Here is a 23,549-nt window from a genome sequence, read left to right as displayed (position 1 = left end):
AGGGGTCTGGGTGGCGCCGGCGGGAAACTTAGGCGCCGAATTTGGGCGTATGGACGGTGCCCAGGGTGATGTGGACAGCCTGCTGGTCGGTGTAGAAGTCGATCGAGCGGTACCCGCCCTCGTGGCCCAGGCCCGAGGCCTTGACGCCGCCGAAGGGGGTGCGGAGGTCGCGGACGTTGTGGCTGTTGAGCCAGACCATGCCGGCCTCGACGTTTTGGGAGAAGTTGTGCGCGCGGGTCAGGTTCTGGGTCCAGATGTACGCCGCGAGCCCGTACCTGGTGTTGTTCGCCAGGGCGAGGGCTTCCTCGTCGGTATCGAACGGGGTGATGGCGACGACGGGGCCGAAGATCTCCTCCTGGAAGATCCGCGCGTCCGGGGCGACGTCGGCGAACACCGTGGGTGCGATGTAGTTGCCCTCGGGCAGGTGGTCAGGGCGGCCGCCGCCGGCCAGCAGCCGGCCCTCGGACTTGCCGATCTCCACGTAGGAGGCCACCTTGGCGTAGTGCTCGGGGTGGACCAGCGCGCCGACCTCGGTCTTGGGGTCGTGCGGGTCACCGACCACGATGTTCCTGGCCCGGGCGGCGTACTTGTCGCAGAATTCCTCGTACACGGCGCGCTCCACCAGGATTCGGGAGCCGGCGGTGCAGCGCTCGCCGTTGAGCGAGAAGACGCCGAACAGGGCGGAGTCGATCGCGGCCTCAAGGTCGGCGTCGGCGAACACGACGCACGGTGACTTGCCGCCGAGCTCCATGGAGAGGCCCTTGAGGTTKGCCGCGGCGTTGCGGAAGATGGTCTGGCCTGTGGTGGTCTCGCCGGTGAAGGAGATTAGCGGGACGTCCGGGTGCTTGACCAGGGCGTCGCCGGCTTCCTCGCCGAGGCCGTTGACGAGGTTGAAGACGCCGTCGGGGAGCCCGGCGTCCTTGAAGATCGTCGCCCAGAGCGAGGCCGAGAGCGGGGTGAATTCGGCCGGCTTGAGGACCACGGTGTTGCCGGTGGCCAGGGCAGGGGCGAGCTTCCAGGACTCGAGCATGAACGGAGTGTTCCACGGCGTGATGAGCCCGGCGACGCCGATCGGCTTGCGGTTGACGTAGTTGATCTGGGCGCCGGGGACCTTCATGGCGTCGTCGAACTGGGCCACGATCAGGTCCGCGAAGAAGCGGAAGTTCTCAGCCGCGCGCAGCGCCTGGCCCTTGGCCTGAGTGATGGGCAGGCCGGTGTCGAAGGTTTCGAGCTCGGCCAGGCGGGCCTCCTGGGCTTCGACGGCGTCGGCGATCCTGTTCAGGACCCGGGCCCTCTCACGGGGCTTCATCTTCGGCCACGGGCCGTTGGTGAACGCCTCGCGGGCCGCGGCGACGGCGAGGTCGATGTCTTCCTTCTGGCCGGCGGCGGCGGTGGCGTAGTTGGTGTTGGACACCGGGTCCAGGACATCGAAGGTCGCCCCGCCCACCGAATCAACGAATTCGCCGTTGATGTAGTGCTGGATGTGGGTGGGAAGGCCCTGCGGAACGTAGTGGGCGGTGGTTTCTGCGGCAGTAAACGTCATTGTTTTTCCTTACTGATAGTGCAACGCGGGGTCACTTACGGCCCATGCCGGGCGCCTTAATGGGCGCTAAGTGACCCCGCGTTGGTTTGGGCGAGGTACGCGTCCAGGGTGGCGCTGCGGTGGCGGCGGGCGGCCTTTTCGATGTCATCCGGGCTGGCGCCGGATTCGATGAGCTGCAGCAGCGCCTCGTGCTCGTCGACGGATTCGTGGGCCCGGCCCGGGACGAAGCGGAACGTGGAGGAGCGCAGTGACGCCAGCCGGTTCCAGCCCCGGTGGACGAGGTCCAGGATGTGCGGGTTGGGGCAGTGCTCGAACAGGACGCTGTGGAAGTCCTGGTTCAGCCGGGTGAACCGGACGGGGTCGAAGTGCTGCAGGCATTCGCGCATCTCGGCGTTGACTGCCCGGGCGCGGGCCACGTCCGCCGCCCCGATCAGCGGGGCCGAGAGTGCCGTTGCGGCGCCCTCAACGATGCTGAGGGTCTGCATCGTGTAGAGGTATTCGGTGGGGTCGATTCCGGACACAGTGGCGCCGACATTCCGCTCGAACTTGACCAGGCCCTCGGCCTCGAGCCGGCGGATCGCTTCGCGGACCGGCACCACGCTGACCCCCAGGTCCTCGGCTATCTTGGCCAGCACCAGCCGGTAGCCGGGGGAGTAGGTCCCGTCCACGATCCGGGCCTTGACGGCCGCATAGGCCTGCTCGGATTTGCTGCCGGAGGTCGCGGCCGGCGTGGCTGCGGCCCTGGCTGTCTCAGTCATGGGCCTTGCCTGCTTCCCATTCCTGGTACCGGGTCCGCCAGGCGGCGTTGAGCGGGTAGAGGCCGTCCACGCTATGGCCCTGCTGCACCATCTCGGCGATGAAGGTTTCCTCGCGTTCCTGCGCGATGGAGTCGTCCGCGAGCTCTTCGGCGAGGGCCGGCGGGATCACCAGGATCCCGTCGGCGTCCGCGACGATGATGTCCCCGGGCTGCACGGTGGTGCCGCCACAGGCGATGGTGATGTCCGTGTCCCAGGGGATGTGCCGGCGGCCCAGGACGGCCGGGTGCGGGTTGGCATAGTACGTAGGCATGTCCATGGCGGCCACGGCGGTGAAGTCGCGCACGCCGCCGTCGGTGATGATGGCGGCGGCGCCGCGGACCTGGGCGCGCAGGGCCAGGATGTCGCCGATCGTGCCGGTGCCCTTTTCGCCGCGGGCTTCCATCACCAGGATCTCGCCCTCGTTGACGGARTCGATGGCCTTCTTCTGGGCATTGAAGCCGCCGCCGTGGGTCGTGAACAGGTCCTCGCGGTTGGGCACGTAGCGCAGGGTCCGGGCCAGGCCCACGATCCGCCGCTCCGGGCGGGTGGAGGACAGGCCGTCGATGGTGACGTTGTTCAGGCCGCGCTTGCGCAGCTGGGAGGACAGGGTGGCCGTGCAGACGGACTCCAGTTTGGCCTTCAGCTCCGGGGACAGGCCCGGCGTCCCTGCCGGCTGGGCGGCGGCGAGGCCGGCCGCTTCACGGGAACCGTAGGCTTCCTCCCGCTGGAGATCATCGGTCTTGGGCCGGGCGCCGAAGTCCGCGAACGGCGTCGTGCCTTCCTCCACCCGGGTGACCAGCCGGCCGGTGGTGAGCCCGCCGCCGGCGGCGCCTCCCGTCGTCGCGCTGACTTCCACCTCGACGACGTCGCCCGGCGTGGCCACCGACGCCCCGGCGGGGGTGCCGGTGAGGATGATGTCGCCCTCTTCGAGGGTGAGCAGCTGGGACAGGTCGGCCACGAGCCGGGCGAACGGGAAGAGCAGGTCCACGGTGGTGTCGTCCTGGACCAGTTCACCGTTGTGCCACGTGCGGATCCGCAGTTTGGCGGGATCGACGGCGTCTGCCGCGATCAGGCCCGGGCCCACGGGCGTGAAGCCGTCGCCGCCCTTGGAGCGGAGGTTGGAGCCCTTGTCCGCGTAGCGGAGGTCGTAGACGCCGAGGTCGTTGCTGGCGGTGACCCATTCGACATGGCTCCACGCATCCTCGAGGCCCACGCGGCGGGCGGTCTTGCCGATGATCAGGGCGATCTCGCCCTCGTAGCCGAGGAGTTCGCAGCCGGCCGGGCGCTCCACGGTTGAAGGCGCTGATGCAGAACCGAGAGCCAGCGACGAGGACGGCTTCAGGAAGTAGGAGGGCTGCTCGGGTGTGCGGCCGCGCTGGGCTGCCCGGCTGGGGTAGTTGATATGCACCGCGATGACCTTGCGGGCCGCGGCCAGGATGTGGTCGGTGACCTGTTCCAAGTGTTACTCCTCATCGAGTACGAAATCGTATACGAAACACTATGGCCCGGAAGCCGGGGAGCGTCAACCCCTTGCGCGGGGATGTTTGCCGGGGCCTTTGCCGGGGCCTTTGGGGACACTTGTAACCTGCGTCATATCTGACGTACAGTTTTGGATCAGGGACCGAAATTCTATTATCGAACGTCACGTTCTAATATCGAACACGCTAGGCCGTTGACAGGCCGCCACACAACGAAGTGAGGAAAGCCCGTGCATTTCCACCACCACGGCTACGTMTCCGGWGACCCGCGGGTSCAGCCGGCCGCCGGCGCCGGCATCGACCGGCCCACACACCTTCCCGACGAGGTAGATGTGCTGATCGTGGGCTCCGGCCCCGCCGGCATGCTCGCCGCAGCCCAGCTGTCCCAGTTCCCGGGTGTCACCACCCGGATCGTGGAACGCCGGCCGGGCCGGCTCGCGATCGGCCAGGCCGACGGCATCCAGGCCCGCAGCGTCGAGACCTTCCAGGCCTTCGGTTTCGCCGAGCGGATCATCGCCGAGGCGTACCGCATCACGGAGATGGCGTTCTGGAAGCCGGATCCCGCGGACCCCTCGAACATCGTCCGCAGCGCGCGCACCCTCGATGACCCGGGCGGGATCAGCGAGTTCCCGCATCTCATCGTCAACCAGGCCCGCGTGCTCGACTACTTCGCCGAGTTCATGGCCATGTCCCCGAGCCGCATGAGCCCGGACTACGGGCTGGAGTTCCGCGGCCTGGAGGTCACCGGCGAGGGCGAGTACCCGGTCGCCGTGACGCTGGCGCACACCGCCGGTCCTGACGAGGGCCGGGAGCGCGTCGTGCGGGCCAAGTACGTGGTGGGCGCGGACGGCGCCCGCAGCAAGGTGCGCGACTCGATCGGCTGCACCATGGCGGGCGACCAGGCCAACCACGCGTGGGGCGTCATGGACGTGCTCGCCTCCACGGATTTCCCCGACATCCGGCTCAAATGCGCCATCCAGTCCCACGACGGCGGCAGCATCCTGCTGATCCCGCGCGAGGGCGGGCATCTCTTCCGCATGTATGTCGATCTCGGCGAGGTCGCCGCGGACGACCGCGGTGCGGTCCGCAAGACCACCATCGAGCAGATCATCGCCAAGGCCAACGCGATCATCCACCCCTACACGCTCGACGTGCGCAACGTGGCCTGGCACAGCGTGTACGAGGTGGGCCACCGCCTCACCGACAGGTTCGACGACGTCCTCCCGGAGGAGCTGGGCACCCGCACGCCGCGGGTGTTCATCACCGGCGACGCTTGCCACACGCACAGCGCCAARGCCGGCCAGGGCATGAACGTCTCCATGCAGGACGGCTTCAATATCGGCTGGAAGCTCGGCCACGTGCTGGAGGGACGCAGCCCGGAGAGCCTGCTGTCCACGTACTCGGCCGAGCGGCAGGTGGTCGCGAAGAACCTGATCGACTTCGACAAGGTGTGGTCGACGCTCATGGCGAAGAAGCCCGAGGAGTTTGAAAACCCCTCCGAGCTCGAGGACTTCTACGTGCGCACCGCCGAGTTCCCTGCCGGCTTCATGACCGAGTACTCGCCGTCGATGGTCGTCGCCGAGGCCACGCACCAGCAGCTGGCCACCGGCTTTCCCGTCGGCAAGCGCTTCAAGTCCGCGCCGGTTGTGCGGGTCTGCGACACCAACCCGGTCCAGCTCGGCCACCAGGCCACGGCGGACGGCCGCTGGCGCATCTACGTCTTCGCGGACCAGGCGGCGCCAGCACAACAGGCGGGGGCCCCGTCGCCCGCCGCGGACCTCGCCGCGTGGCTGGCCAGCGCGCCGGACTCGCCGCTCGCCGCCACCCCCGCGGGGGCCGACCGTGACGCCTGGTTCGACGTGAAGGTGATCTACCAGCAGGATCACACGGGCATCGACATCGGCAACGTCCCCGCGGTGTTCAAACCGGAGGTGGGGCCGTTCAAGCTCCCCTACCTCGAAAAGGTCTACGGCACCGACCCGGCGGCGGACATCTTTGAGTTGCGCGGCATCGACCGCGGCGGCGTCATCGTGGTGGTGCGCCCGGACCAGTACGTGGGCAACGTCCTGCCGCTGACGGCCACGGCGGAGCTTGCCGCGTTCTTCGCACCCCTGTTGCGGGCAGGGCGGCCCGCGGCAGTGTGACCGCGTGGAGTTGGCCTTCTTCGCAAGGTTTGTCCGGGCTGGCGGTCAGAGGCCGGCTGCCTGCCTGGACCTGTATTCCGCGGCGGGGTAGACGCCAAGGATGCGTACCTCTGTGGTGAAGAACTCCAGTTCCTCCAGCGCCAGTCTGAGCGGCAAATCCTCGGGGTGCCCCTCGACGTCGGCCATGAACATCGTGGCCGCAAATTCATTGCCCACCATGTAGCTTTCCAGCCGCGTCATGTTTACCCCGTTCGTGGCGAATCCTCCCAGCGCCTTGTAGAGGGCTGAGGGGACATTCCGGACACGGAATACAAAGCTGGTGACGGCCGGTCCGGACAGGATGTCCCGGGCCGGCAGCGGCTTTTCCCGTGCCAGAACCACGAACCGCGTGGTGTTGGAGGGGTCATCCTCGACGGCGGAGGCGAGCACCTCCAGGCCATAGAGTTGAGCCGCGAGTGGAGGAGCGAGCGAGAGTTTGGTGGGATCGTTCCAGTCGCGCACTTCCCGGGCGGACCCGGCAGTATCGCCGGCGATCACGGGGCGCAGGCTGGCGGAGCGGATCAGACGCCGGCACTGCCCCAACGCGTGGAGGTGGCTGTGGACCTCGGTGGCTGCCTCGATGGTGCTGCCCGGGATGCCCAGCAGGTCGAAGTGGATGGGCAGAAAATACTCGCCGACGATCTGCAGCCCGGACTGGGGCAGCAGCACATGGATATCGGCCACCCGGCCGGCAATGGAGTTTTCGATCGGAATCATGGCCAGGTCGGCGGTGCCGACGGCCACCAGTTCAAAGGCGTCTTCGAAACTCGCGCAGGGAACGCTCTCCAGTTCGGGGAACATCTGCATGCACGCAATATTGGAGTTGGCGCCCGGTTCACCCTGGTACGCAATCTTCTGGGCCATGCTCCGTATGGTTTCACGCCAGGCGCCCGCTCACCCAAGTAAGACGCGACAGGGCCGTTTGAGGACCAAAAACGGTCCCTGCCGCGACTCAGCTGGGGTTCAGATACTTGGCGAAGTGGTCCTCGATCCGCTGCCAGGCTTCCGGGGCCGATTCCGGATCCGGGCCGATGCCCATGACCCGCATGAGCGGCCGCAGCACTTTCGGCCCGGTCTCCACGTCGTTGAGGAAGGCGTGCCCGGCGTGCGGGAACTCCTTCACGTCGTTCTCCACGCCCAGCCCGTCGAGCACAGCCGCGAGTTTCGCTGCTTCGCCGGGCAGGGTGCGGTCCCGGCCGCCGAAGTTGGCCACGATCGGGCAGGCACCGGCGAGGGCCTCCCGGGGGTCTTTTGGGCGCCGCCCGTAGTTGACGGCGGCGGCGTCGAAGCCGTCATTGGCCAGCAGCAGGGCGAAGCCGCCGCCCATGCAGAAGCCGATGACGCCGATCTTGCCGGTGGTCCGGCCGGTTTCGCGCAGCCAGTCCCGTGCGGCGGCCAGATCGGTGAAGGCCCGGCCCTCGCCCGCGGACAGCGCGCGCATGGTGGCGACGAGGCAGCGGCGCGCCCCGCCGTCGCTGTACAGGTCAACGGCCAGTGTCAGGTAGCCGGCCGCCGCCATCCGGTCGGCGTGGCGGACGGTGATGTCGTCCAGGCCAAACGCCTCATGGACCATCAGGACCGCGGGGAACGGCCCTTCGCCCTGCGGCGTCGCCAGGTAGCCGCGCAGCGCCGGCGAACCGCCGGCGGCGGCACCGGACCGGCCGAGGTCGGTATTGCTGAGATCCCGGGCGGCGGGCTTGCCGCGTCCTGCGTGTGTCCGTGCCATTCTGACCCCTCCGTCGTCTGTGGGGCCATTCTTGCACGGGCGCAAAAAAGCGGCGCCGGAGATCCCCCAAAGGAAAATCCGGCGCCGCCAACGTCCTAAAGACTAGTCCTTCTTGAAGGCGTCCTTGACGTTTTCGCCGACCTTCTTCGCGTCGGCTACAACCTGGTCCTTCTGGCCCTCGGCGCGCAGCTGGTCGTTGCCAGTGGCGTTTCCGGCAGTTTCCTTGGCCTTGCCGCCGAGGTGCTCCGCTTCGTTCTGAATCTTGTCTCCGACACCCATGGTGTAGGCCACCTTTCGTTCCGGTTGAAAATACTGTCCGATCAGCCTAACACAAAGCATGCTTACTAATTCAAGGGGTCTCGCAGGGTAATTCTCCGGAGCGTCATCCGCGGCAGCGGCGGTGCGGTTCGCGAAAGGATGAAATCCCCCCGGCCCGCGGGCTAGGCTCGAGGTCATGGACCACAAGACCACTCTCACGCAGCACATCAATGCTCCGGCGGACGCGGTCTGGGCGGTGGTGTCGGACATTCCCGGATCTGCGGCGACCCTGTCCGGCGTCGATTCGATCCAGATGCTCACCGACGGACCCTATGCCGTGGGTACCCGCTGGAAGGAGATCCGCACCATGATGGGGCGCGCGAAAACGGTGGAGATGTGGGTTGCCCAGTCCGAGGCGCCGTCGAAGGGCCGGGGCGGCAGCACCACTGTGAAGGCCCTCCAGGGCGGCGCCGACTACACCACCAGGTTCGCGCTCGCGGAGCGCGGCGGGGGAACCGACCTTACGCTGACCTTTGGCGCCGAAGTCATCAAACCGACCCGGTTCAGCAGGATCATGCTCACCGTGTTCGGTCCGCTCGGGATGCGCATCACCCGCAAGGCGCTTGCAAAAGACCTGGCGGACATCGCGGCCAAGGCCGAGTGCCAGTGATGGTCCGGCGCACTGCGGCTGAGAAAACCCCCAAGGTCACCGCCCCCCGGCTCGCGCCGGTCCGTCCCGGGGATCTGCAGGACGACCCTGCCCCGGAGTTCCGGCGGGGTGTTCGGTACGACGGCGTCCGCTACAGCCGCGCATCGGCAGACGGTCTGGACCTGGGCGGTACGGACTTTGCCGAGTGCGAATTCACCGGGGTGTCCTTCAATGAGACGCAGCTGCGGGGCGCGACTTTCCGTGACTGCATCCTGACCGAGACGTACGCCCCGGTGCTGATGGCGGCCCGGACCAGCCTGCGGGATGTCGAGATCGGCAACCCCCGCTGGGGATCGGCGGAGCTCTATGAAAGCGGCTGGCAGTCCGTTCGGATCGACGGCGGCAAACTCGACTACGTGAACCTGCGCGGATCCAAGCTCACGGACGTGCAGATCAGCGACTGCATCATTAACGAGCTGGATCTGGGCTCCTGCACCGCCACGCGCGTCGCTTTGAAGAACTGCACGATCGGCACCCTCGATTTCACCGGAGCCCGGCTCAAGGACTTCGACCTCCGGAGCACCGACTTCCGCACCATCAGCGGTCTGGGCAGTCTGTCCGGCCTCGTCGTCGACGATCACCAGCTCACCCTGCTCGCTCCATTGCTCGCGGCTCATCTGGGCGTCGTCGTCGCGTAATCCGGCGGCATCCGGTTGACCCCCTTGCCCCGCCGTGTAATCTTTATAGAACGAACGGTCGGTAAATTACTCTGCTGCCGGCCCCGCTTTCTTGGTGAAGGATGTTCTCATGGTCGAGGCTTTTCTTGTTGGCGGCGCCCGCACTCCCGTGGGCCGCTACGGCGGCGCCCTCTCCGCAGTCCGCCCCGATGACCTGGCCGCACTGGTAGTCCGCGAGGCTGTGGCCCGCGCCGGCGTCGATCCGGACACCATCGACGAGGTCATCCTCGGCAACGCCAACGGCGCCGGCGAAGAGAACCGCAACGTGGCCCGCATGGCCACCCTCCTTGCCGGGCTGCCCCTGCACATCTCCGGCATCACCGTGAACCGGCTCTGCGCCTCCGGGCTCAGCGCCATCATTATGGCCAGCCACATGATCAAGTCCGGCGCCGCGGACATCGTGATCGCGGGTGGCGTCGAATCCATGAGCCGCGCCCCCTGGGTCCAGGAAAAACCCCGGACCGCCTTCGCCAAACCGGGCGAAATCTTCGACACCTCCATCGGCTGGCGTTTCGTCAACCCCCAGTTCGCCAAGGGCGAGCTGTCCCGGGACGGCAAAATGACCTACTCCATGCCGGAGACGGCAGAAGAGGTGGGGCGGGTTGACGGCATCTCGCGGGAGGACGCCGACGCCTTCGCCGTCCGCTCCCACGAACGCGCCCTGGCCGCCATCGCCGCCGGCCGCTTCGCCGAGGAAATCGTCCCCGTGACCGTCAAGACCCGCAAGGGCGAGACCGTGGTGGACACCGATGAGGGGCCCCGCGCCGGCACCACCATGGACGTCCTCGCCGGGCTCCGGCCGGTAGTCAAGGGCGGCTCGATCGTCACCGCCGGCAACTCCTCCACCCTCAACGACGGCGCATCCGCCATCATCGTTGCCTCGGAGGCCGCGATCCAGAAGCTTGGCCTCACGGCCCGCGCCCGCATTATCGACGGCGCCTCAGCCGGCTGCGAGCCCGAGATCATGGGCATCGGCCCGGTCCCGGCCACCCAGAAGGTGCTCGCCCGTTCCGGGGTCAGCGTCGATGACCTCGGCGCCGTCGAGCTCAACGAGGCGTTCGCGACCCAGTCCCTGGCCAGCATGCGCCGGCTCGGCCTCGACCCGGAGATCGTGAACCGCGACGGCGGCGCGATCTCCCTGGGCCACCCGCTGGGGTCCTCCGGTTCCCGGATCGCCATCACACTGCTGGGCCGGATGGAACGCGAAAACGCCAAGATCGGCCTCGCCACCATGTGCATCGGCGTCGGACAGGGCACGGCCATGCTGCTGGAGCGCGTCTAGTGGCGGCCCCGGCCCTCGACCCGGCTGGCTTCGGCACGCTCCTGGTCGAAGAGCGCGAGGACCGCGTGGTGGTGGTGCTCAACCGCCCCGAGGTCCGCAACGCGATCGACCAGCAGATGGTCGATGAACTCCACACCGTCTGCGCCCATCTCGAGCGGCACCCCAAAGTCCTCATCATCGCCGGCACTGACGGGGTGTTCGCCTCCGGCGCCGACATCGGCCAGTTGCGCGAACGCCGCCGCGACGATGCCCTGCAGGGCATCAATTCCACCATTTTCGTCCGGATTGCCAAGCTGCCGATGCCCGTCATCGCGGCACTGGACGGCTTCTGCCTGGGCGGCGGCGCCGAACTGGCGTACGCCGCCGACTTCCGGATCGGCACCCCGTCCGTCCGGATCGGCAATCCCGAAACCGGACTCGGCATCCTGGCCGCCGCCGGCGCCAGCTGGCGCCTCAAGGAACTCGTGGGGGAGCCCGTCGCCAAGGAAATGCTGCTCGCCGGTTCCGTGCTGCGCGCAGAACGTGCCCTCGCGGTCAATCTCATCACCGAAATCCATGAATCGTCCGATCTGATGGCCGCGGCCCACAGCGTCGCCGACCGGATTGCCACGCAGGATCCGCTCGCCGTCCGGATCACCAAATCCGTGTTCCATGCCCCGGCCGAGGCGCATCCCCTCATTGACCAGCTGGCACAGGGGATCCTCTTCGAATCCCAGGCCAAGTTCGACCGTATGCAGACATTCCTGGATAAGAAATCAGATAAGAAATCAGATAAGAAATCAGTGACGAAGCCAGAGAACACGTCCGCTAAAGAACCAGGGAAGCAGAAATAGACATGGGCAACTCCGTACTCCCCGCCACCCTTCCCCACTCCGTGGGAGTCCTCGGCGGCGGCCGCATGGGCGCAGGCATCGCCCACGCCTTCCTGATCAACGGAGCCAACGTGGTGGTCGTCGAGCGCGACGAGGCCTCGGCCGAGGCCGCCCGGGAGCGGGTCGAGTCCGCCGCCGCCAAGAGCATTGAGCGCGGCGCCGTGGACGGCAACCTGGACGAGATCGTTTCCCGGCTCGCGGTCACCGTGGACTACGACGACTTCGCCGGCCGGCAGCTGGTGGTCGAGGCCGTTCCGGAGGACTGGGACCTGAAGATCACCGCGCTGCGCGGCATCGAGGAACGGCTCGCCGACGGCGCCTACCTCGCCTCCAACACGTCCTCGCTCTCCGTCAACGGTCTGGCCCGCGAACTGAAGCGGCCGCAGAACTTCCTGGGCCTGCACTTCTTCAACCCGGTGCCGGCGTCGACGCTCATCGAGGTGGTCCTCGGCGAGCAGACTTCCGACGCCCTGGCCCAGGCCGCCCGCGGATGGGTGGAGGCGCTCGGCAAGACCGCCGTCGTGGTCAACGACGCGCCCGGCTTCGCCTCCTCCAGGCTGGGAGTCGCGATCGCCCTCGAAGCGATGCGCATGGTGGAAGAGGGCGTGGCCACCGCGGCGGACATCGACAACGCCATGGTGCTGGGCTACAAGCACCCCACGGGACCGCTGCGGACCACCGACATCGTGGGCCTGGACGTGCGCCTCGGCATCGCGGAGTACCTGCAGTCCACGCTGGGTGACCGTTTCGCTCCGCCGCAGATCCTCCGCGACAAGGTCGCCCGCGGCGAACTGGGCCGCAAGTCCGGCAAGGGCTTCTTCGACTGGACCAAGTGACCGGCATTCTTCTCTGCCTCTAGGATGGTGCGGTGACCTCCCTGGACCGCCCCGCGATCGCGCCCATCACCCTGACCGGCAAGTACGTCGTCCTTGAGCCGCTGAGCCAGGACCACCATGACGGCCTTGTCGAGGCGGCACGCGACGGCGAGCTGTGGCACCTCTGGTACACCAGCGTGCCCGCACCGCAGCACATGGCCGCCGAGATTGAGCGTCGCCTGGCCCTGCAGGACAGCGGCGCCATGCTGCCCTTCACCACGCGGCTGATCGACCCCGCTGCCGGCGGACCGGGCCAGGTGATCGGCATGACCACCTACATGAACATCGACGCCGCCACGCCCCGGGTGGAGATCGGCTCCACCTGGAACGCGGCGTCCGCGCATGGCACCGGCAGCAATCCGGACTCCAAGTTGCTGCTGCTGCGGCACGCCTTCGAGACGCTGGGCTGCCCCGCCGTCGAGTTCCGGACGCACTGGCTCAACCACCAGTCCCGCGAGGCGATCACGCGGCTGGGGGCCAAACAGGACGGCGTGCTCCGCAGCCACACGCGCAGCGCCGACGGGGCGCTGCGGGACACCGTCGTGTATTCCATCTTGGAACATGAATGGCCGATGGTCCGGAACGCCCTCGAATCCCGGCTGGCCAAGCGGCGCTAGCGTGCCGAGTAGGCCTTGGCCCCGTTAAGCGATGCGAAGTACGCCTCGTAGCCCAGCGCGTTCGGGTGGAAGTTTTCGGGACTGGCCAGGGCCGTACGGCTGAAATTGATCCACGGAGCCGCAGAGTTCACGCCGTGACCGGCAAAAGCGGCCCGGACATCGACGTACTCCGCTCCGGTGGCCCGGGCGGCGGCGGCGATGGAGCCGTTCAAGCCGTCCGCCAGGACCGTGGCCTTGTAGATGAACCGGGACATCGAATCAGCCTGGCCGGGCGCGACAGGATCGTAGAGGTAGGGGTAGCCCGTCACGACAACCTTGGCGTTGGGGGCGGCAGCCTTCACGCGCTGGATCATCGCTGTCACGTCGCCGGACAGTCGATGGCTGGAGATCTGGCCCTCGGCGTAGGCACTGGCGGCATCGCACAGCGGACCCGCAGCGGGATTGACCATGGCGGCGCCGCAGGAGGCGAGGATTTCCGCAAACCGGAGGTTGTTGCCGCCGGCAGTGATGGTGACGAGCCCGGTGGTCCTGGTCAGCCGCCTGAGCTGGGTGTTGACGACGTCCTGGGTCGTCTTGCCGCTGCAGGCCGCGTTGGCGACGAGTTTGATGGTCTTCGTGTGGGCAGCGAGTTCGGAATAGCTGTTCTCGCTGCGGTAGCAATCATCCAGGTACGGCCCCGCCCCCAGCCCGGCGGCATAGGAGTCTCCGAGCGCGACGTACCGGGTCCTGTCTGCCGCCTCCGCCGGTACCGCCGCCACACCGGCCGCCATGGCCAGGGCGGCGAGACCGGCCGCCAGAGCCGTCCGCCGGCGTCGAAGTTTCAGACGTCCCATGGTGTTCTCCTCAGTGGCACCCTGGGTTCAGCGCCCGTGCCGTGAAAAACGTGTTGCGAAGCGTAAACCCCGCACCATGCCAATGGTCCCATTGTGTATAACGTTTGTGAATCCTGCCGCGGATCGCGCCGGTGCGTGTGCTTAGCTTTCTGGATGATGATTCCTGCAGCGCCCCTGGGCCAAGCCAAGGGGCAGGCGGTGCCCGGAACCGTGGAGTGGGATGGGGCCGTCAACGCGTGGCACGTGGCCGGGGACGTGTTCCGCATGGGACGGCGGGAGTGGCTCACCGAGGCCGGCTGGCGGCAGGTGCACCGCCGGGGCATCCGGACCGTCATCGACCTCCGCAACGAAGCCGAAATCCGGCGCCGGGAGACCGATCCGCCGGTGCGGGCTGGGGCCCTGGCCGGTTTCGACGTCGTGCTGGCCCCCACCGAAGACCCGGACAACCGCGAATTCCGCGAGCTCTGCGTGCCTTACCTGAACGACCCCGCCTGTTATGCGGACAACGCCAGGTTGTTCCCGCACCTGCTGGCCCGGGTCTTCAAGGCGGTGGCCGCCGCGGAAGGCGGTGTGGTCATCCATTGCTCCGCGGGGCGGGACCGGAGCGGCATGATCGCCGCCATGCTCCAGGACCTCGCCGGTGCGACGAGGCCATTGTGAGCGGCTACCAGCGCTCCATGCGGGGCATCAACGAGCACCTCCGGCGCGCCGCAGTCCCGCATCCCCACGAGCGTTTCCTGCCCGAGAATGTGCTGGCGCCCCTGCTGGAATCCCGGGGCCAGAGCCTGCTGCAATTTGTCCGGTCCCTCAACACTGCGGACTACCTCTTCCGCCACGGCGTGACGACCCCGGAACTCGCGGCCATCCTCGGAAAGCTCGGCCGATAGGGTGGGCGCAGTTAGGGTAGGCCAGTGAAGACTCCGAAGTTCCAGCCGATGGTGCGGGCCGCCGCGGCCCTCGCGATTGCGCTTGCCGGTACCGTGCCTGCCTTTGCGCTGACCGCGGTCCCGGCGATGGCCGAAGCCAACGCCCCAGTCCCCGACGACCCGGCGCCCGCTGCATCGGCGATGGCGACGCCGGTCTCGACGGCGGTCCCGATGCCGGTGCCGGTCTCGACGGCGGTTCCAGCGCCGGCTGCGTCTGCGATCTCGACGGCGGTCCCGGTCCCGGTGCCGTCGTCGGCTGACGCGCCTTTGGCTGGTTCTTCTCCGGTGCCGTCCGCGACGCCGATCAGCGATGCCGGCCTCGCCGAGGCCGTGCGGCGGGACCTTGGCATGACCCTCGCGGAATTCGACGCCGCCGGTGCACTTGCCCGGCGGGCCGCCGACGCCGCACCCTCCCTTCGGGCCCTCCCGGGTTATGTGGGGATCAGCCTCGCCGGCGGCAAGATCGCGGTTGAAGGCAGCGGCGCCGAGCTCCGGGCCCGTGTGGCCGAACTGAACCAGTCCGGCCCGGCTGACTTCCTGCTTGCCGCCCCCGCGGCCGCCGTCGCTGTCCCGTCAGCCGCGGAGGTGGTTGCCTCCAGCACCCAGCAACTGTTCGAGGCCTACGTCCGCGAGGTCGGGGCCGCCGGGCTGCAGGCCGTCACCTACACAGACGGCCACTTTGTCATCCGCACCGGCGGCACCAACACGGCGCAGTCCGTTCCGGCTGCCGACGCCCTTCCCGCCGCCGCTGTTCCCGCCGCTGGCGCCGGTGTGCAGCCGGCGAAAGCCCCGGGCACGGTGCCGAAGATGTCCGCGGCCGAATTCGTGGCCCGCTACGCTAACGTGACGCTGGAACAAGGATCCCGGATCACCACCGAGGAAGACTATTTTGGCGGCCAGGGCTACATCGTTGACGGCCAAGCCCTGTGCTCGGCCGGGTTCGGGGCCTTCAGCCCCGCGGGCGAGCCTCTGGTCCTGACCGCCGGGCACTGCGCCGGTGACGGCTCCGCGAAGCAGGCCGCGATCGAAAATCCGGCGGGCGCGCCAGCGGCCGGGGGTGCAGGTTCGGGCGCGGCCGCCGGGATCCTGGGCACATTCGGGTTCAGCCAATTCGGCGGCCCCGGAAATTCCAGGATAACGACGGACGGCGCCAGCGTCGGCACGGACATCGCCGTCCTCCACGGCATCAGGAGCGGCCTGGACCTCCAGCCCGCCGTCACCCGATGGGACAAGCCCGCCGACCCGGGGCCGACGTCCGTGAAGATCGTGGGAACAGTGGCTCCTTTCCAGGGCCAGCCCGTGTGCCGGTCCGGCCGGACCACAGGGTGGACGTGCGGCACGGTGGACTCGGTCGGCATCTGGGCCATGGTTGGGCCAAATTCACTACCGCCCGATTATGACAACGATCTCCGGGCGGTCCGGGGCTTCGACTCAACGTCCGTCACCTCCGGCGGCGGGGACTCCGGCGGCCCGTGGATCAGCGGGAACTTCGCCGTCGGGCTGCACACGGGGGCGGAAAGTACCGACGAGGGCGTCCAGACTCGGGCCATCGCGACCAGCCTCGAGGACGCCATGGGCCAAGTCCCCGGCGGTGTTCAGCTGCAACTGTTCCTGGCCAAGCCGGCGCTCGCGGCGGCATCCAACGGAACCGTCACAGCCGGTGAGCCGATTACCGGGCACATCGATGCCGGCCCGGCCTCCGTGGTGGCTCCGAATTCCAAGGTCCGCATCACCGTCCTGAACCAGAAACCAGGCCAGACCTCCGGCCAGAAGGACGGCCAGCCCCTGGAAGTACCGGTCGACGCGTCGGGAAACTGGCAGTTCCCCGCACCGTCGTTGGCCGGGCCCTTCAAGTTCTCGGCTGAAACCGTGAACGGCTTCAGCGGCTCCGGCGCAGTCGCCCTGTCCGTCGGCGTCTCCCGGCTCGCGGCTCCGGCCATCACCTCACCTGTGGACGGCCAGCCGGACGGCCCGGGACTCACAGCCATCGACGCCATCGAGGGCACCGGAGAAGCCGGAGGCACGGTGCGGCTCTCCGGCGACTTCACCGGGACCGGGCTCGTCGACGCAGACGGCCGCTGGCGCATCAACGTGGCCGATCAGCCGGTCTTCGGAAAAATTTCGGTCACGGCAGTGCTCACGGCCCCCGGAGAAATGGACAGTCCCGCGGCGACCGGCACCTATACCGTCATTCCGCCGGCTCCGGCGGTGTCGAACCTCAGGGACGGCCAACACCTGCGCCAGGACGCCCTGCCAGCCACCATCTCCGGCACAGCCCTTCGAGGTGCCGGCGTGGCCGTGGCTGTGGACGGGGTGGCCGTGGACTCAGTGCAGGCCGGTTCCGGTTCCGGAGCGGGCCATGCCGCGCTCGAGCCCGGGACCGCGCAGACCTTGGCCGGCAGTGCCCGGTGGAGTGTCACGTTCCCCGCGGAACTGGACGCCGGAGCGCACACCTTGACCGTGACGCAAACCATTGACGGCGTCGCATCGCCGCCGGCAGCCGTGGCGTTCAGCGTCGAGGCCGCGCCCGTTTCCGGGGGCACTCCGGCCGGGCCGCCCGCCGGGACACCGGGATCCGTGCAGCCCGCCGGGACACCGGGATCCGTGCCGCCCGCCAACCCTGCCGGGGCTCCCGCCGGACCGGTCACACCGGCGCAAGCTCCCGCCCCGCCGTCGGACACCTCCGTCGTCGCGGGCGGCGCGGCACCGGGCAGCACAACACCGGACAACACGGCACCAGGCAACACGGCGCCAGGCAACACGGCGCCAGGCAACACGCCGGGCACCTCAGGCCAGCTGGCGAGCACGGGCGCCGGCGGGCTCCTGCCCGTGGCCGGTCTCGGCGCGGGAGCCCTGCTGCTCGGCGCGGCCTTCGTGGCGTTCGGCCGGCGCCGGGCGGTGCGTTAGCCGGGGCCTCCAAGCCCGGGCTCGCCGGAAAGCCGCGGGGTCGCCGTACGGCTACGGCGACCCCGCAAGCTTTGGGCGAATCCGCGCGTTCGGGACAGCGAGCCGCGGGTTACTGGAAGTCAGCCAGCCAGAGATCCGGGCCGAAAACCTCGTACTGAATGTCCTTGGCGGGGACGCCACCGGCAATCAAGGCGCTCCGAACCGACTTCAGGAACGGCAGGGGACCGCAGAGGTAGTACTCGGCGTCGTCCGGGAGTTCGACGTCGCTGACGTCCATGAAACCGGAGAACACGGAACTGCCCGCCCCGGCCCTCTCGCCGGTTTCGGCCACCCCGGACGCCCCGCCGGTACCGCCCGCCTCGCCGGTTTCGCGCGCCCCGGCTCCCTCGCCCGTCCCGCCGGTCTCCGCTGTCCCCGCGGGAGTCAGGAACCACGTCGTCAGGGTCCCGTCCGCGAGTTTCGCCAGATTCTCCCTGACCTGAGCGCGGAGCGGGAAGGATGCCTCGCTGTCATCGGCATGCAGCAGCACCACCTGGCGGCGTGAACCGGACTGTACCAAGTGGGAGAGCATTCCGGCCATGGGCGTGATGCCGATTCCCGCGCTGGCCATGACCAGGGGCCGGTCCGTGTACTCCAGCACAACGTCGCCGAACGGAGCTGAGAGCACCACCTCGTCGCCTACCTGGACGTCATTGTGGAGCAGACTGGACATCTCGCCGTCGGGAGTCGTAAGTCCGTGGACCCTCTTGACGGCGAACTGCCGGTGCTGCCCGTCGTCGGCCTTGGTCAGGCTGTACTGCCGGGGCTGCTGTACGCCGTCGGGCATGGTCATCTTGAGGGTCACGTACTGCCCGGGCAGGGACGGCTTGACGTCCCGCTCGTCGGTCCGCTCGACGACGAACGAGACGACGTCGGCGGTCTCCTGGATCCGCTGCACCACCCGCCACGTCCGCCAAATGGTCTCGGGGGAGAGGTGCACTGCGTTGTACAGCCCGCGCTCCTTGTTGATGAGCAGGTTCGCCATCAGCCAGTAGACCTCGTCCCAGGCGGCGGCGACCTCGGGAGTGACGGCATCGCCCAGAACATCCACGATCGCCCACATGAGGTGGTCGTGGACAATCTGGTACTGGTCCGGGTTTAGTCCCAGCGAGACGTGTTTGTGGGCCACCCGGGAGAGCAGATGGTCCGGCACCTGGTCCGGTTTCTCCACGAGCATGCCGGCGAAGGCCGCGATGGATCCGGCGAGCGCCTGCTGCTGGCGGCCGTCCGCCTGGTTTCCCCGGTTGAAGAGCCCGTCCAGAAGATCCGGCTGCGCCTCGAACATATGTTTGTAGAAGCGCTTGGCGATCTCCTCGATGTGCTCGCCGACTACGGGCAGCGTTGCCTGAATGACGGGAAGTGAGGTGTCTGAGAGCATGGTGGATCCCTTCCGGTGAGACCGGTGATACCCGGCGGTGCCGGGCGACTCAGCACTTCCAAGCTAACAGCCGCGGCACCGCGCCTTCCGGGCCGATCGGCCCTACATCGGGAGTGGGGTCCGGTGTAGACGGCCTCCCGCCCTGGGCCCGAGTTAGCCGGAAAGCTCCCGGGTCGCCGGAACGTTACAGCGACCCCGCAGGTCTCCGGCGACCCCGAGGGTTCGGGGCAGAAGTCAGGCCTTGCGGTCCAGCAGCAGGTTGGTGATCCGCAGCGTGCAGATTCGCTGGCCGGTCTCGTTCGTGATCAGCACCTCGTGGGTGGTCAGGGTGCCGCCCAGATGGATGGGGGTGGCCGTGATCGTGATCAGTCCCTCGCGGGCCGACTTGTGGTGCGTGGCCGAGACGTCGACGCCCACCGCCGTCTTGCCCAGGGTGCTGGCGTGGATGACGGCGGCCCAGGACCCCACGGCCTCGCCCACGGCCAGTGAGGCGCCGCCGTGCAGGAGCCCGAACGACTGCCGGTTGCCCTCCACCGGCATGGTCGCCACCACGCGGTCCACGGACTCCTCGACGATCTTCACGCCCATCTTCTCGTCGAGTTCCCCCAGGGTGATTTTCCACAACTCGGTGCGGCCGGTCTCGGGCGTCATAGCGTCTCCTTTGTTGCCGGCCGGCCGGGTCCCGGACGGTCGGTGCCGCCGCGGCTAGTGTGCGGCAGGCCTCATTCATGTACTGTAGATCATATTACCGAACGGACGGTCAGTAATGTTCCGGCCGTGTTGATCTTGCTCCCCCGTTGGAAGGACCCGTCAACGATGACCACCACAGCCGCACCCACAGTAGACACTGTCGAGATCGTTCCCAGTTTCATCCGGGGTTCCTGGTGGACTCCCGACGACGCCGCCGCCGCCGGCGCGGCGCCGGTACTGGACGCCAGCACCGGCGAGCTCCTGGCGAAGGTGAGCACCGAGGGGCTCGACCTCGCCGCCGTCGTGGATTACGGCCGCACCACCGGCCAGGCGGAACTTGGCACACTGACCTTCCACCAGCGCGCGCTCAAGCTCAAGGAACTGGCGCAGTACCTCAATGGCCGCCGCGAGGAGTTCTACGCGCTCTCGGCGCAGACCGGCGCCACCAAGATCGACTCCATGATCGACATCGACGGCGGCATCGGCGTCCTGTTCACCTTCGGGTCCAAGGGCCGCCGGGAGCTGCCCAACTCCCAGGTGGTGGTGGATGGCCCCATGGAGGTGCTGTCCCGCGACGGCTCGTTCGCCGGTGAGCACATCTACACCCGCATCCCCGGCGTCGCCGTGCAGATTAACGCCTTCAACTTCCCTGTCTGGGGCATGCTGGAGAAGCTTGCCCCGGCCTTCCTCGCCGGCGTCCCCACCATCGTCAAACCCGCCACCCCCACCGGGTACGTGGCCGCCGCCGTGGTCAAGGCGATCGACGAATCCGGCATCCTGCCCACCGGCTCGCTGCAGCTGATTTCCGGCTCGGTCCGTACGCTGCTGGACCACCTGGACTACCGCGACCTCGTGGCCTTCACCGGCTCCGCGTCGACCGCCAACACGCTCAAGTCGCACCCCAATGTGGTCAAGGGCGGGGTCCGCTTCACGTCCGAGACCGACTCCCTGAATGCCGCGATCCTGGGCCCGGATGCGGTCAAGGGCACACCGGAATTCGACGCCTTCATCAAGTCCCTCGTCACCGAGATGACCGCCAAGGCCGGCCAGAAATGCACCTCGATCCGCCGCGCGATCGTGCCGCAGGAAGTCGTCGCCGACGTCACCGCCGCCGTGGGGGACCGCATCCGCGAACGCGTCGTGCTCGGTGATCCCCGCGCCGAGGGAGTCACCATGGGCGCCCTGGCCTCCCTTGAGCAGCTCGCAGACGTGCGCGCCGCCGTCCAGTCCATGCTCGACGCCGGCGGGGAGCTCGCCTACGGCACGCTCGACGCGCCCAAGGTCACCAGCGCGGACGGCAGCATCGGCGTCGTCGACGGCGGCGCCTTCATGTCCCCGGTCCTGCTGAGCTGGGCCAACCCGGAAGCCGAGGAGGTCCACTCGCTGGAGGCCTTCGGCCCGGTGTCCTCGGTGATCGGCTACACCGACCTGGCCGACGCCGTCCGCCTCGCCGCCCGCGGCGGCGGCTCGCTGGTCGCCACGGTCTGCACGAACGATCCCGCCGTGGCCCAGCAGCTGGTCACCGGCATCGCGGCCCACCACGGCCGCGTGCTCATGCTCAACCGCGAGGACGCCCGCAGCTCCACCGGCCACGGCTCCCCGGTCCCGCACCTGGTCCACGGCGGTCCCGGCCGCGCCGGCGGCGGCGAAGAGCTCGGCGGCATCCGCTCGGTGATGCACCACATGCAGCGCACCGCCATCCAGGGCTCGCCGAACATGCTCACCGCCGTCACAGGGCTCTGGCACACCGGAGCGGACCGCAACTTCACGCTCGAGACCGAGGGCCAGCACCCGTTCCGGAAATCCCTCGCCACCCTGCACATCGGCGACTCCATCCGCTCGGAGCTGCGCGAGGTCTCGCTGGAGGAAATCACCAAGTTCGCGAACTCCACCGGCGACACCTTCTACGCCCACACCAACCAGGAAGCCGCCGCGGCCAACCCCTTCTTCCCGGGCATCGTGGCGCACGGCTACCTCCTGCTCAGCTGGGCAGCCGGCCTGTTCGTGGAGCCCGCACCGGGACCGGTCCTGGCCAACTACGGCCTGGAGAACCTGCGGTTCATCACCCCCGTGGCCGCGGGCGATTCCATCCGCGTGACCCTGACGGCCAAGAAGATCACCCCGCGCGAGACCGACGAGTACGGCGAGGTGGCCTGGGACGCCGTCCTGACCAACCAGAACGACGAAATCGTCGCGACCTACGACGTCCTGACCCTCGTAGAGAAGTAGCCCGTCCCGCTCACTCCCGCCTTACCTCCCGTTGCGCTATCACTTGTGGCTGCCAAAAGGTCGAAATGACCGCCACAAGTGATAGGGCAACCGGGGAGGGACAGGGGCGGGCTTCGCCGTGCAGGGAGCAATTGGCGGGCTCTTTCCATCCCGCTCCGGCGTAAAATCTTGCTCGTAGGAGGTGGCGAAATGACCCTAGTACTCAATAAAGCCACAACAGTCCTGCCAGTTGATGATGCAGCGCGTGCCCGGCATTTCTACGCGGACACTTTGGGGCTCCCGCACCGTGGCGTGGCAGATGACGGAAGCGAATTGTTCGGCTCAGAAGGCGGCCCAATGCTGCAGCTGATGCCAGTCAAGGATGGAATGCATTCAGAGCACACCACCCTGAGCTTCGAAGTCAGCGAGATCGAGCGCACGGTCCAGGAAATGGAAGCCAAGGGCGTCATGTTCCAGGACTACGATCGCCCGGACCTCAAGACCGAGAACCATATTTGTACAACGGATTCAGAGAAGTGCGCCTGGTTCATGGACTCCGAGCACAATATTTTGTGCGTGCACGAGAACATCACCACGGCAGCTGATTACCAGCTCTAAACGGCGGGCAACGGCGGATTTTCGGGCGCTCCGGCTCAGCGGGGCGCCCTTTTCTGTTGCCCGCGGCCATCCAGGGCGCCTCGCCGCCTTCCGGTGGCGCCCAGGCCCAGGTTCACGAGAGGGATTGTCCTCAGCTGCGTCCCTGCAATTGGTTCGCGGGCTGGTCAGCTTCCGTTGTACTCGTCGTCGGTGATGTGCTCGCCCCACGTGGTGGTCGTCGCTGCGTCCTCGCCGTTCTGGAGCATCGCGATATGTTCCATGAAGCAGCCAGGGGCGGCCGCGTGCCAGTGCTCCTCGCCGGGCGGCGTGTAGAGCGTCTGGCCGGGGTGGACTTCGACGATCTTGCCGTCCCAGGTTCCGAACCGGCCAACTCCCTGGGTGACGCGGAGGTACTGGCCGTGTTCGTGGGAGTGCCAGGCGGTGCGGGCTCCGGGCGCGAAACGGACGGTCGCGACCACCATCGTCTGATCCGGCTCGTGCGGGAGCGCGATCGGATCGAGCCAGACGTCGCCGGCGAACCGGGCCGGCGGGTTCTTCGCAGTGGGGACAGTGGGTTCGATGTTCATGGTGATCCTTACTTGCTCTCGGTGAAGAGCCGCTTGGCGACGCCCATGGCGGCCATGCCCTTGGGCCAGCCTGCGTAGAGCGTGACATGGGTGATGGCTTCGATGAGTTCTTCCCGGGTGACGCCGTTCTCAATGGCGCGACCAAGGTGGAAGCCGAGCTGTTCGGTGTTGCCGCCGGCGGTGAGAACGGCGACGGTGATAAGGCTGCGGTCACGGGCCGGAAGCTCCGGGCGGTTCCAGACGTCCGCGAACAGGACGTCGTCGGTGAGCTCGGCGAGCTTCGGGGCGAAGTCTCCGAACATGTTCCGGCCGCCGCCGATCTGTTGGGGTTGGTCAGTCATGATGTTCCTTCTTTCAGTGGAAGCTC

The 23,549-nt window shown here is 68.0% G+C and carries 21 protein-coding genes and 1 pseudogene; 11 read left to right on the top strand and 11 right to left on the bottom strand.

The annotated features are described in order from the left end of the window. Positions 1-28: 28 nt before the first annotated feature. The 3 genes from hpaE to AC1DHX_RS03850 are packed head-to-tail and all read right to left on the bottom strand — an operon-like array spanning position 29 to position 3,799. Positions 29-1,543 carry a 5-carboxymethyl-2-hydroxymuconate semialdehyde dehydrogenase gene (gene hpaE / locus AC1DHX_RS03860; RefSeq protein ID WP_476859283.1) on the bottom strand — a complete coding sequence of 505 codons (1,515 nt, stop codon included), beginning with the start codon at positions 1,541-1,543 and terminating at the stop codon, positions 29-31. 56 nt (positions 1,544-1,599) lie between these two features. Further along, positions 1,600-2,301: a GntR family transcriptional regulator gene (locus AC1DHX_RS03855; RefSeq protein ID WP_026537409.1), complete on the bottom strand. Its 702-nt coding sequence runs from the start codon at positions 2,299-2,301 to the stop codon at positions 1,600-1,602. Further along, entirely contained in the window at positions 2,294-3,799 is a 1,506-nt protein-coding gene (locus AC1DHX_RS03850) for a fumarylacetoacetate hydrolase family protein (protein ID WP_476859284.1), read from the bottom strand. The genes AC1DHX_RS03855 and AC1DHX_RS03850 overlap by 8 nt, the downstream gene beginning before the upstream one ends. A gap of 249 nt (positions 3,800-4,048) precedes the next feature. Between AC1DHX_RS03850 and AC1DHX_RS03845 the strand changes: the two genes are divergently transcribed. Next, entirely contained in the window at positions 4,049-5,962 is a 1,914-nt protein-coding gene (locus tag AC1DHX_RS03845) for an FAD-binding monooxygenase (protein ID WP_476859285.1), read from the top strand. Positions 5,963-6,007: 45 nt separating this feature from the next. On the opposite strand, the gene AC1DHX_RS03840 is transcribed toward AC1DHX_RS03845, so the two are convergent. From AC1DHX_RS03840 to AC1DHX_RS03830, 3 genes are all read right to left on the bottom strand, one after another. Further along, a complete protein-coding gene (locus AC1DHX_RS03840) occupies positions 6,008-6,865 on the bottom strand; it encodes a prephenate dehydratase (RefSeq protein ID WP_223913646.1) in 858 nt (285 codons plus the stop codon). A gap of 88 nt (positions 6,866-6,953) precedes the next feature. After that, positions 6,954-7,727 (bottom strand): dienelactone hydrolase family protein, encoded by a 774-nt coding sequence (locus AC1DHX_RS03835; protein WP_476859286.1) that lies wholly within the window; start codon positions 7,725-7,727, stop codon positions 6,954-6,956. A 102-nt stretch (positions 7,728-7,829) separates the two neighbouring features. Beyond that, positions 7,830-8,006 (bottom strand): CsbD family protein, encoded by a 177-nt coding sequence (locus AC1DHX_RS03830; protein WP_043435744.1) that lies wholly within the window; start codon positions 8,004-8,006, stop codon positions 7,830-7,832. 175 nt (positions 8,007-8,181) lie between these two features. On the opposite strand from AC1DHX_RS03830, the gene AC1DHX_RS03825 reads away from it, so the two are divergent. The 6 genes from AC1DHX_RS03825 (at position 8,182) to AC1DHX_RS03800 (ending at position 13,017) form a co-directional block, all read left to right on the top strand. Continuing rightward, positions 8,182-8,655, top strand: a complete 474-nt coding sequence (locus AC1DHX_RS03825) for an SRPBCC family protein (protein ID WP_476859287.1) — start codon at positions 8,182-8,184, stop codon at positions 8,653-8,655. Next, positions 8,655-9,332 carry a pentapeptide repeat-containing protein gene (locus AC1DHX_RS03820; RefSeq protein ID WP_476859288.1) on the top strand — a complete coding sequence of 226 codons (678 nt, stop codon included), beginning with the start codon at positions 8,655-8,657 and terminating at the stop codon, positions 9,330-9,332. The genes AC1DHX_RS03825 and AC1DHX_RS03820 overlap by 1 nt, the downstream gene beginning before the upstream one ends. Positions 9,333-9,441: 109 nt before the next feature. Further along, complete coding sequence (locus AC1DHX_RS03815; RefSeq protein WP_476859289.1) at positions 9,442-10,653, top strand: thiolase family protein; 1,212 nt, start codon at positions 9,442-9,444, stop codon at positions 10,651-10,653. After that, a complete protein-coding gene (locus AC1DHX_RS03810; RefSeq protein ID WP_476859290.1) occupies positions 10,653-11,486 on the top strand; it encodes an enoyl-CoA hydratase/isomerase family protein in 834 nt (277 codons plus the stop codon). The genes AC1DHX_RS03815 and AC1DHX_RS03810 overlap by 1 nt, the downstream gene beginning before the upstream one ends. 2 nt (positions 11,487-11,488) lie before the next feature. After that, the gene (locus tag AC1DHX_RS03805; RefSeq protein ID WP_476859291.1) at positions 11,489-12,361 is read left to right on the top strand and encodes a 3-hydroxyacyl-CoA dehydrogenase family protein; all 873 of its coding nucleotides are present in this window, start codon (positions 11,489-11,491) and stop codon (positions 12,359-12,361) included. A gap of 32 nt (positions 12,362-12,393) precedes the next feature. After that, positions 12,394-13,017 carry a GNAT family N-acetyltransferase gene (locus AC1DHX_RS03800; protein WP_476859292.1) on the top strand — a complete coding sequence of 208 codons (624 nt, stop codon included), beginning with the start codon at positions 12,394-12,396 and terminating at the stop codon, positions 13,015-13,017. Here AC1DHX_RS03800 and AC1DHX_RS03795 read toward each other — a convergent pair. After that, positions 13,014-13,850, bottom strand: a complete 837-nt coding sequence (locus AC1DHX_RS03795) for an SGNH/GDSL hydrolase family protein (RefSeq protein ID WP_476859293.1) — start codon at positions 13,848-13,850, stop codon at positions 13,014-13,016. The genes AC1DHX_RS03800 and AC1DHX_RS03795 overlap by 4 nt on opposite strands. 210 nt (positions 13,851-14,060) lie before the next feature. Between AC1DHX_RS03795 and AC1DHX_RS03790 the strand changes: the two are divergent. Both AC1DHX_RS03790 and AC1DHX_RS03785 read left to right on the top strand, forming a co-directional pair. Beyond that, positions 14,061-14,737, top strand: a pseudogene (locus AC1DHX_RS03790) (tyrosine-protein phosphatase). A 24-nt stretch (positions 14,738-14,761) separates the two neighbouring features. Beyond that, entirely contained in the window at positions 14,762-17,683 is a 2,922-nt protein-coding gene (locus AC1DHX_RS03785) for a S1 family peptidase (RefSeq protein WP_476859294.1), read from the top strand. A gap of 109 nt (positions 17,684-17,792) precedes the next feature. Here the strand turns inward: AC1DHX_RS03785 and AC1DHX_RS03780 are convergent, their stop codons facing one another. Both AC1DHX_RS03780 and AC1DHX_RS03775 read right to left on the bottom strand, forming a co-directional pair. Next, positions 17,793-19,100 carry a globin domain-containing protein gene (locus tag AC1DHX_RS03780; RefSeq protein ID WP_476859295.1) on the bottom strand — a complete coding sequence of 436 codons (1,308 nt, stop codon included), beginning with the start codon at positions 19,098-19,100 and terminating at the stop codon, positions 17,793-17,795. Positions 19,101-19,334: 234 nt separating this feature from the next. Beyond that, positions 19,335-19,751 (bottom strand): PaaI family thioesterase, encoded by a 417-nt coding sequence (locus AC1DHX_RS03775; RefSeq protein ID WP_476859296.1) that lies wholly within the window; start codon positions 19,749-19,751, stop codon positions 19,335-19,337. 165 nt (positions 19,752-19,916) lie between these two features. Between AC1DHX_RS03775 and paaZ the strand changes: the two genes are divergently transcribed. After that, positions 19,917-22,019, top strand: coding sequence for a phenylacetic acid degradation bifunctional protein PaaZ (gene paaZ, locus AC1DHX_RS03770; protein ID WP_476859297.1), 2,103 nt, complete (start codon positions 19,917-19,919; stop codon positions 22,017-22,019). Between the two features lie 189 nt (positions 22,020-22,208). Then, on the top strand, positions 22,209-22,616 hold the full coding sequence (locus AC1DHX_RS03765) for a VOC family protein (protein ID WP_476855566.1): 408 nt from the start codon (positions 22,209-22,211) through the stop codon (positions 22,614-22,616). A gap of 164 nt (positions 22,617-22,780) precedes the next feature. Here AC1DHX_RS03765 and AC1DHX_RS03760 read toward each other — a convergent pair whose 3' ends face one another. Both AC1DHX_RS03760 and AC1DHX_RS03755 read right to left on the bottom strand, forming a co-directional pair. After that, positions 22,781-23,182, bottom strand: coding sequence for a (R)-mandelonitrile lyase (locus tag AC1DHX_RS03760; RefSeq protein ID WP_476859298.1), 402 nt, complete (start codon positions 23,180-23,182; stop codon positions 22,781-22,783). An 8-nt stretch (positions 23,183-23,190) separates the two neighbouring features. Then, on the bottom strand, positions 23,191-23,523 hold the full coding sequence (locus tag AC1DHX_RS03755) for a carboxymuconolactone decarboxylase family protein (protein ID WP_476850188.1): 333 nt from the start codon (positions 23,521-23,523) through the stop codon (positions 23,191-23,193). Positions 23,524-23,549 lie beyond the last annotated feature (26 nt).

Source organism: Arthrobacter sp. 05N33_2, assembly GCF_056397425.1.
Note: the sequence above shows the minus strand (reverse complement) of the source record. Positions and strands in the feature narration are given on the sequence as shown.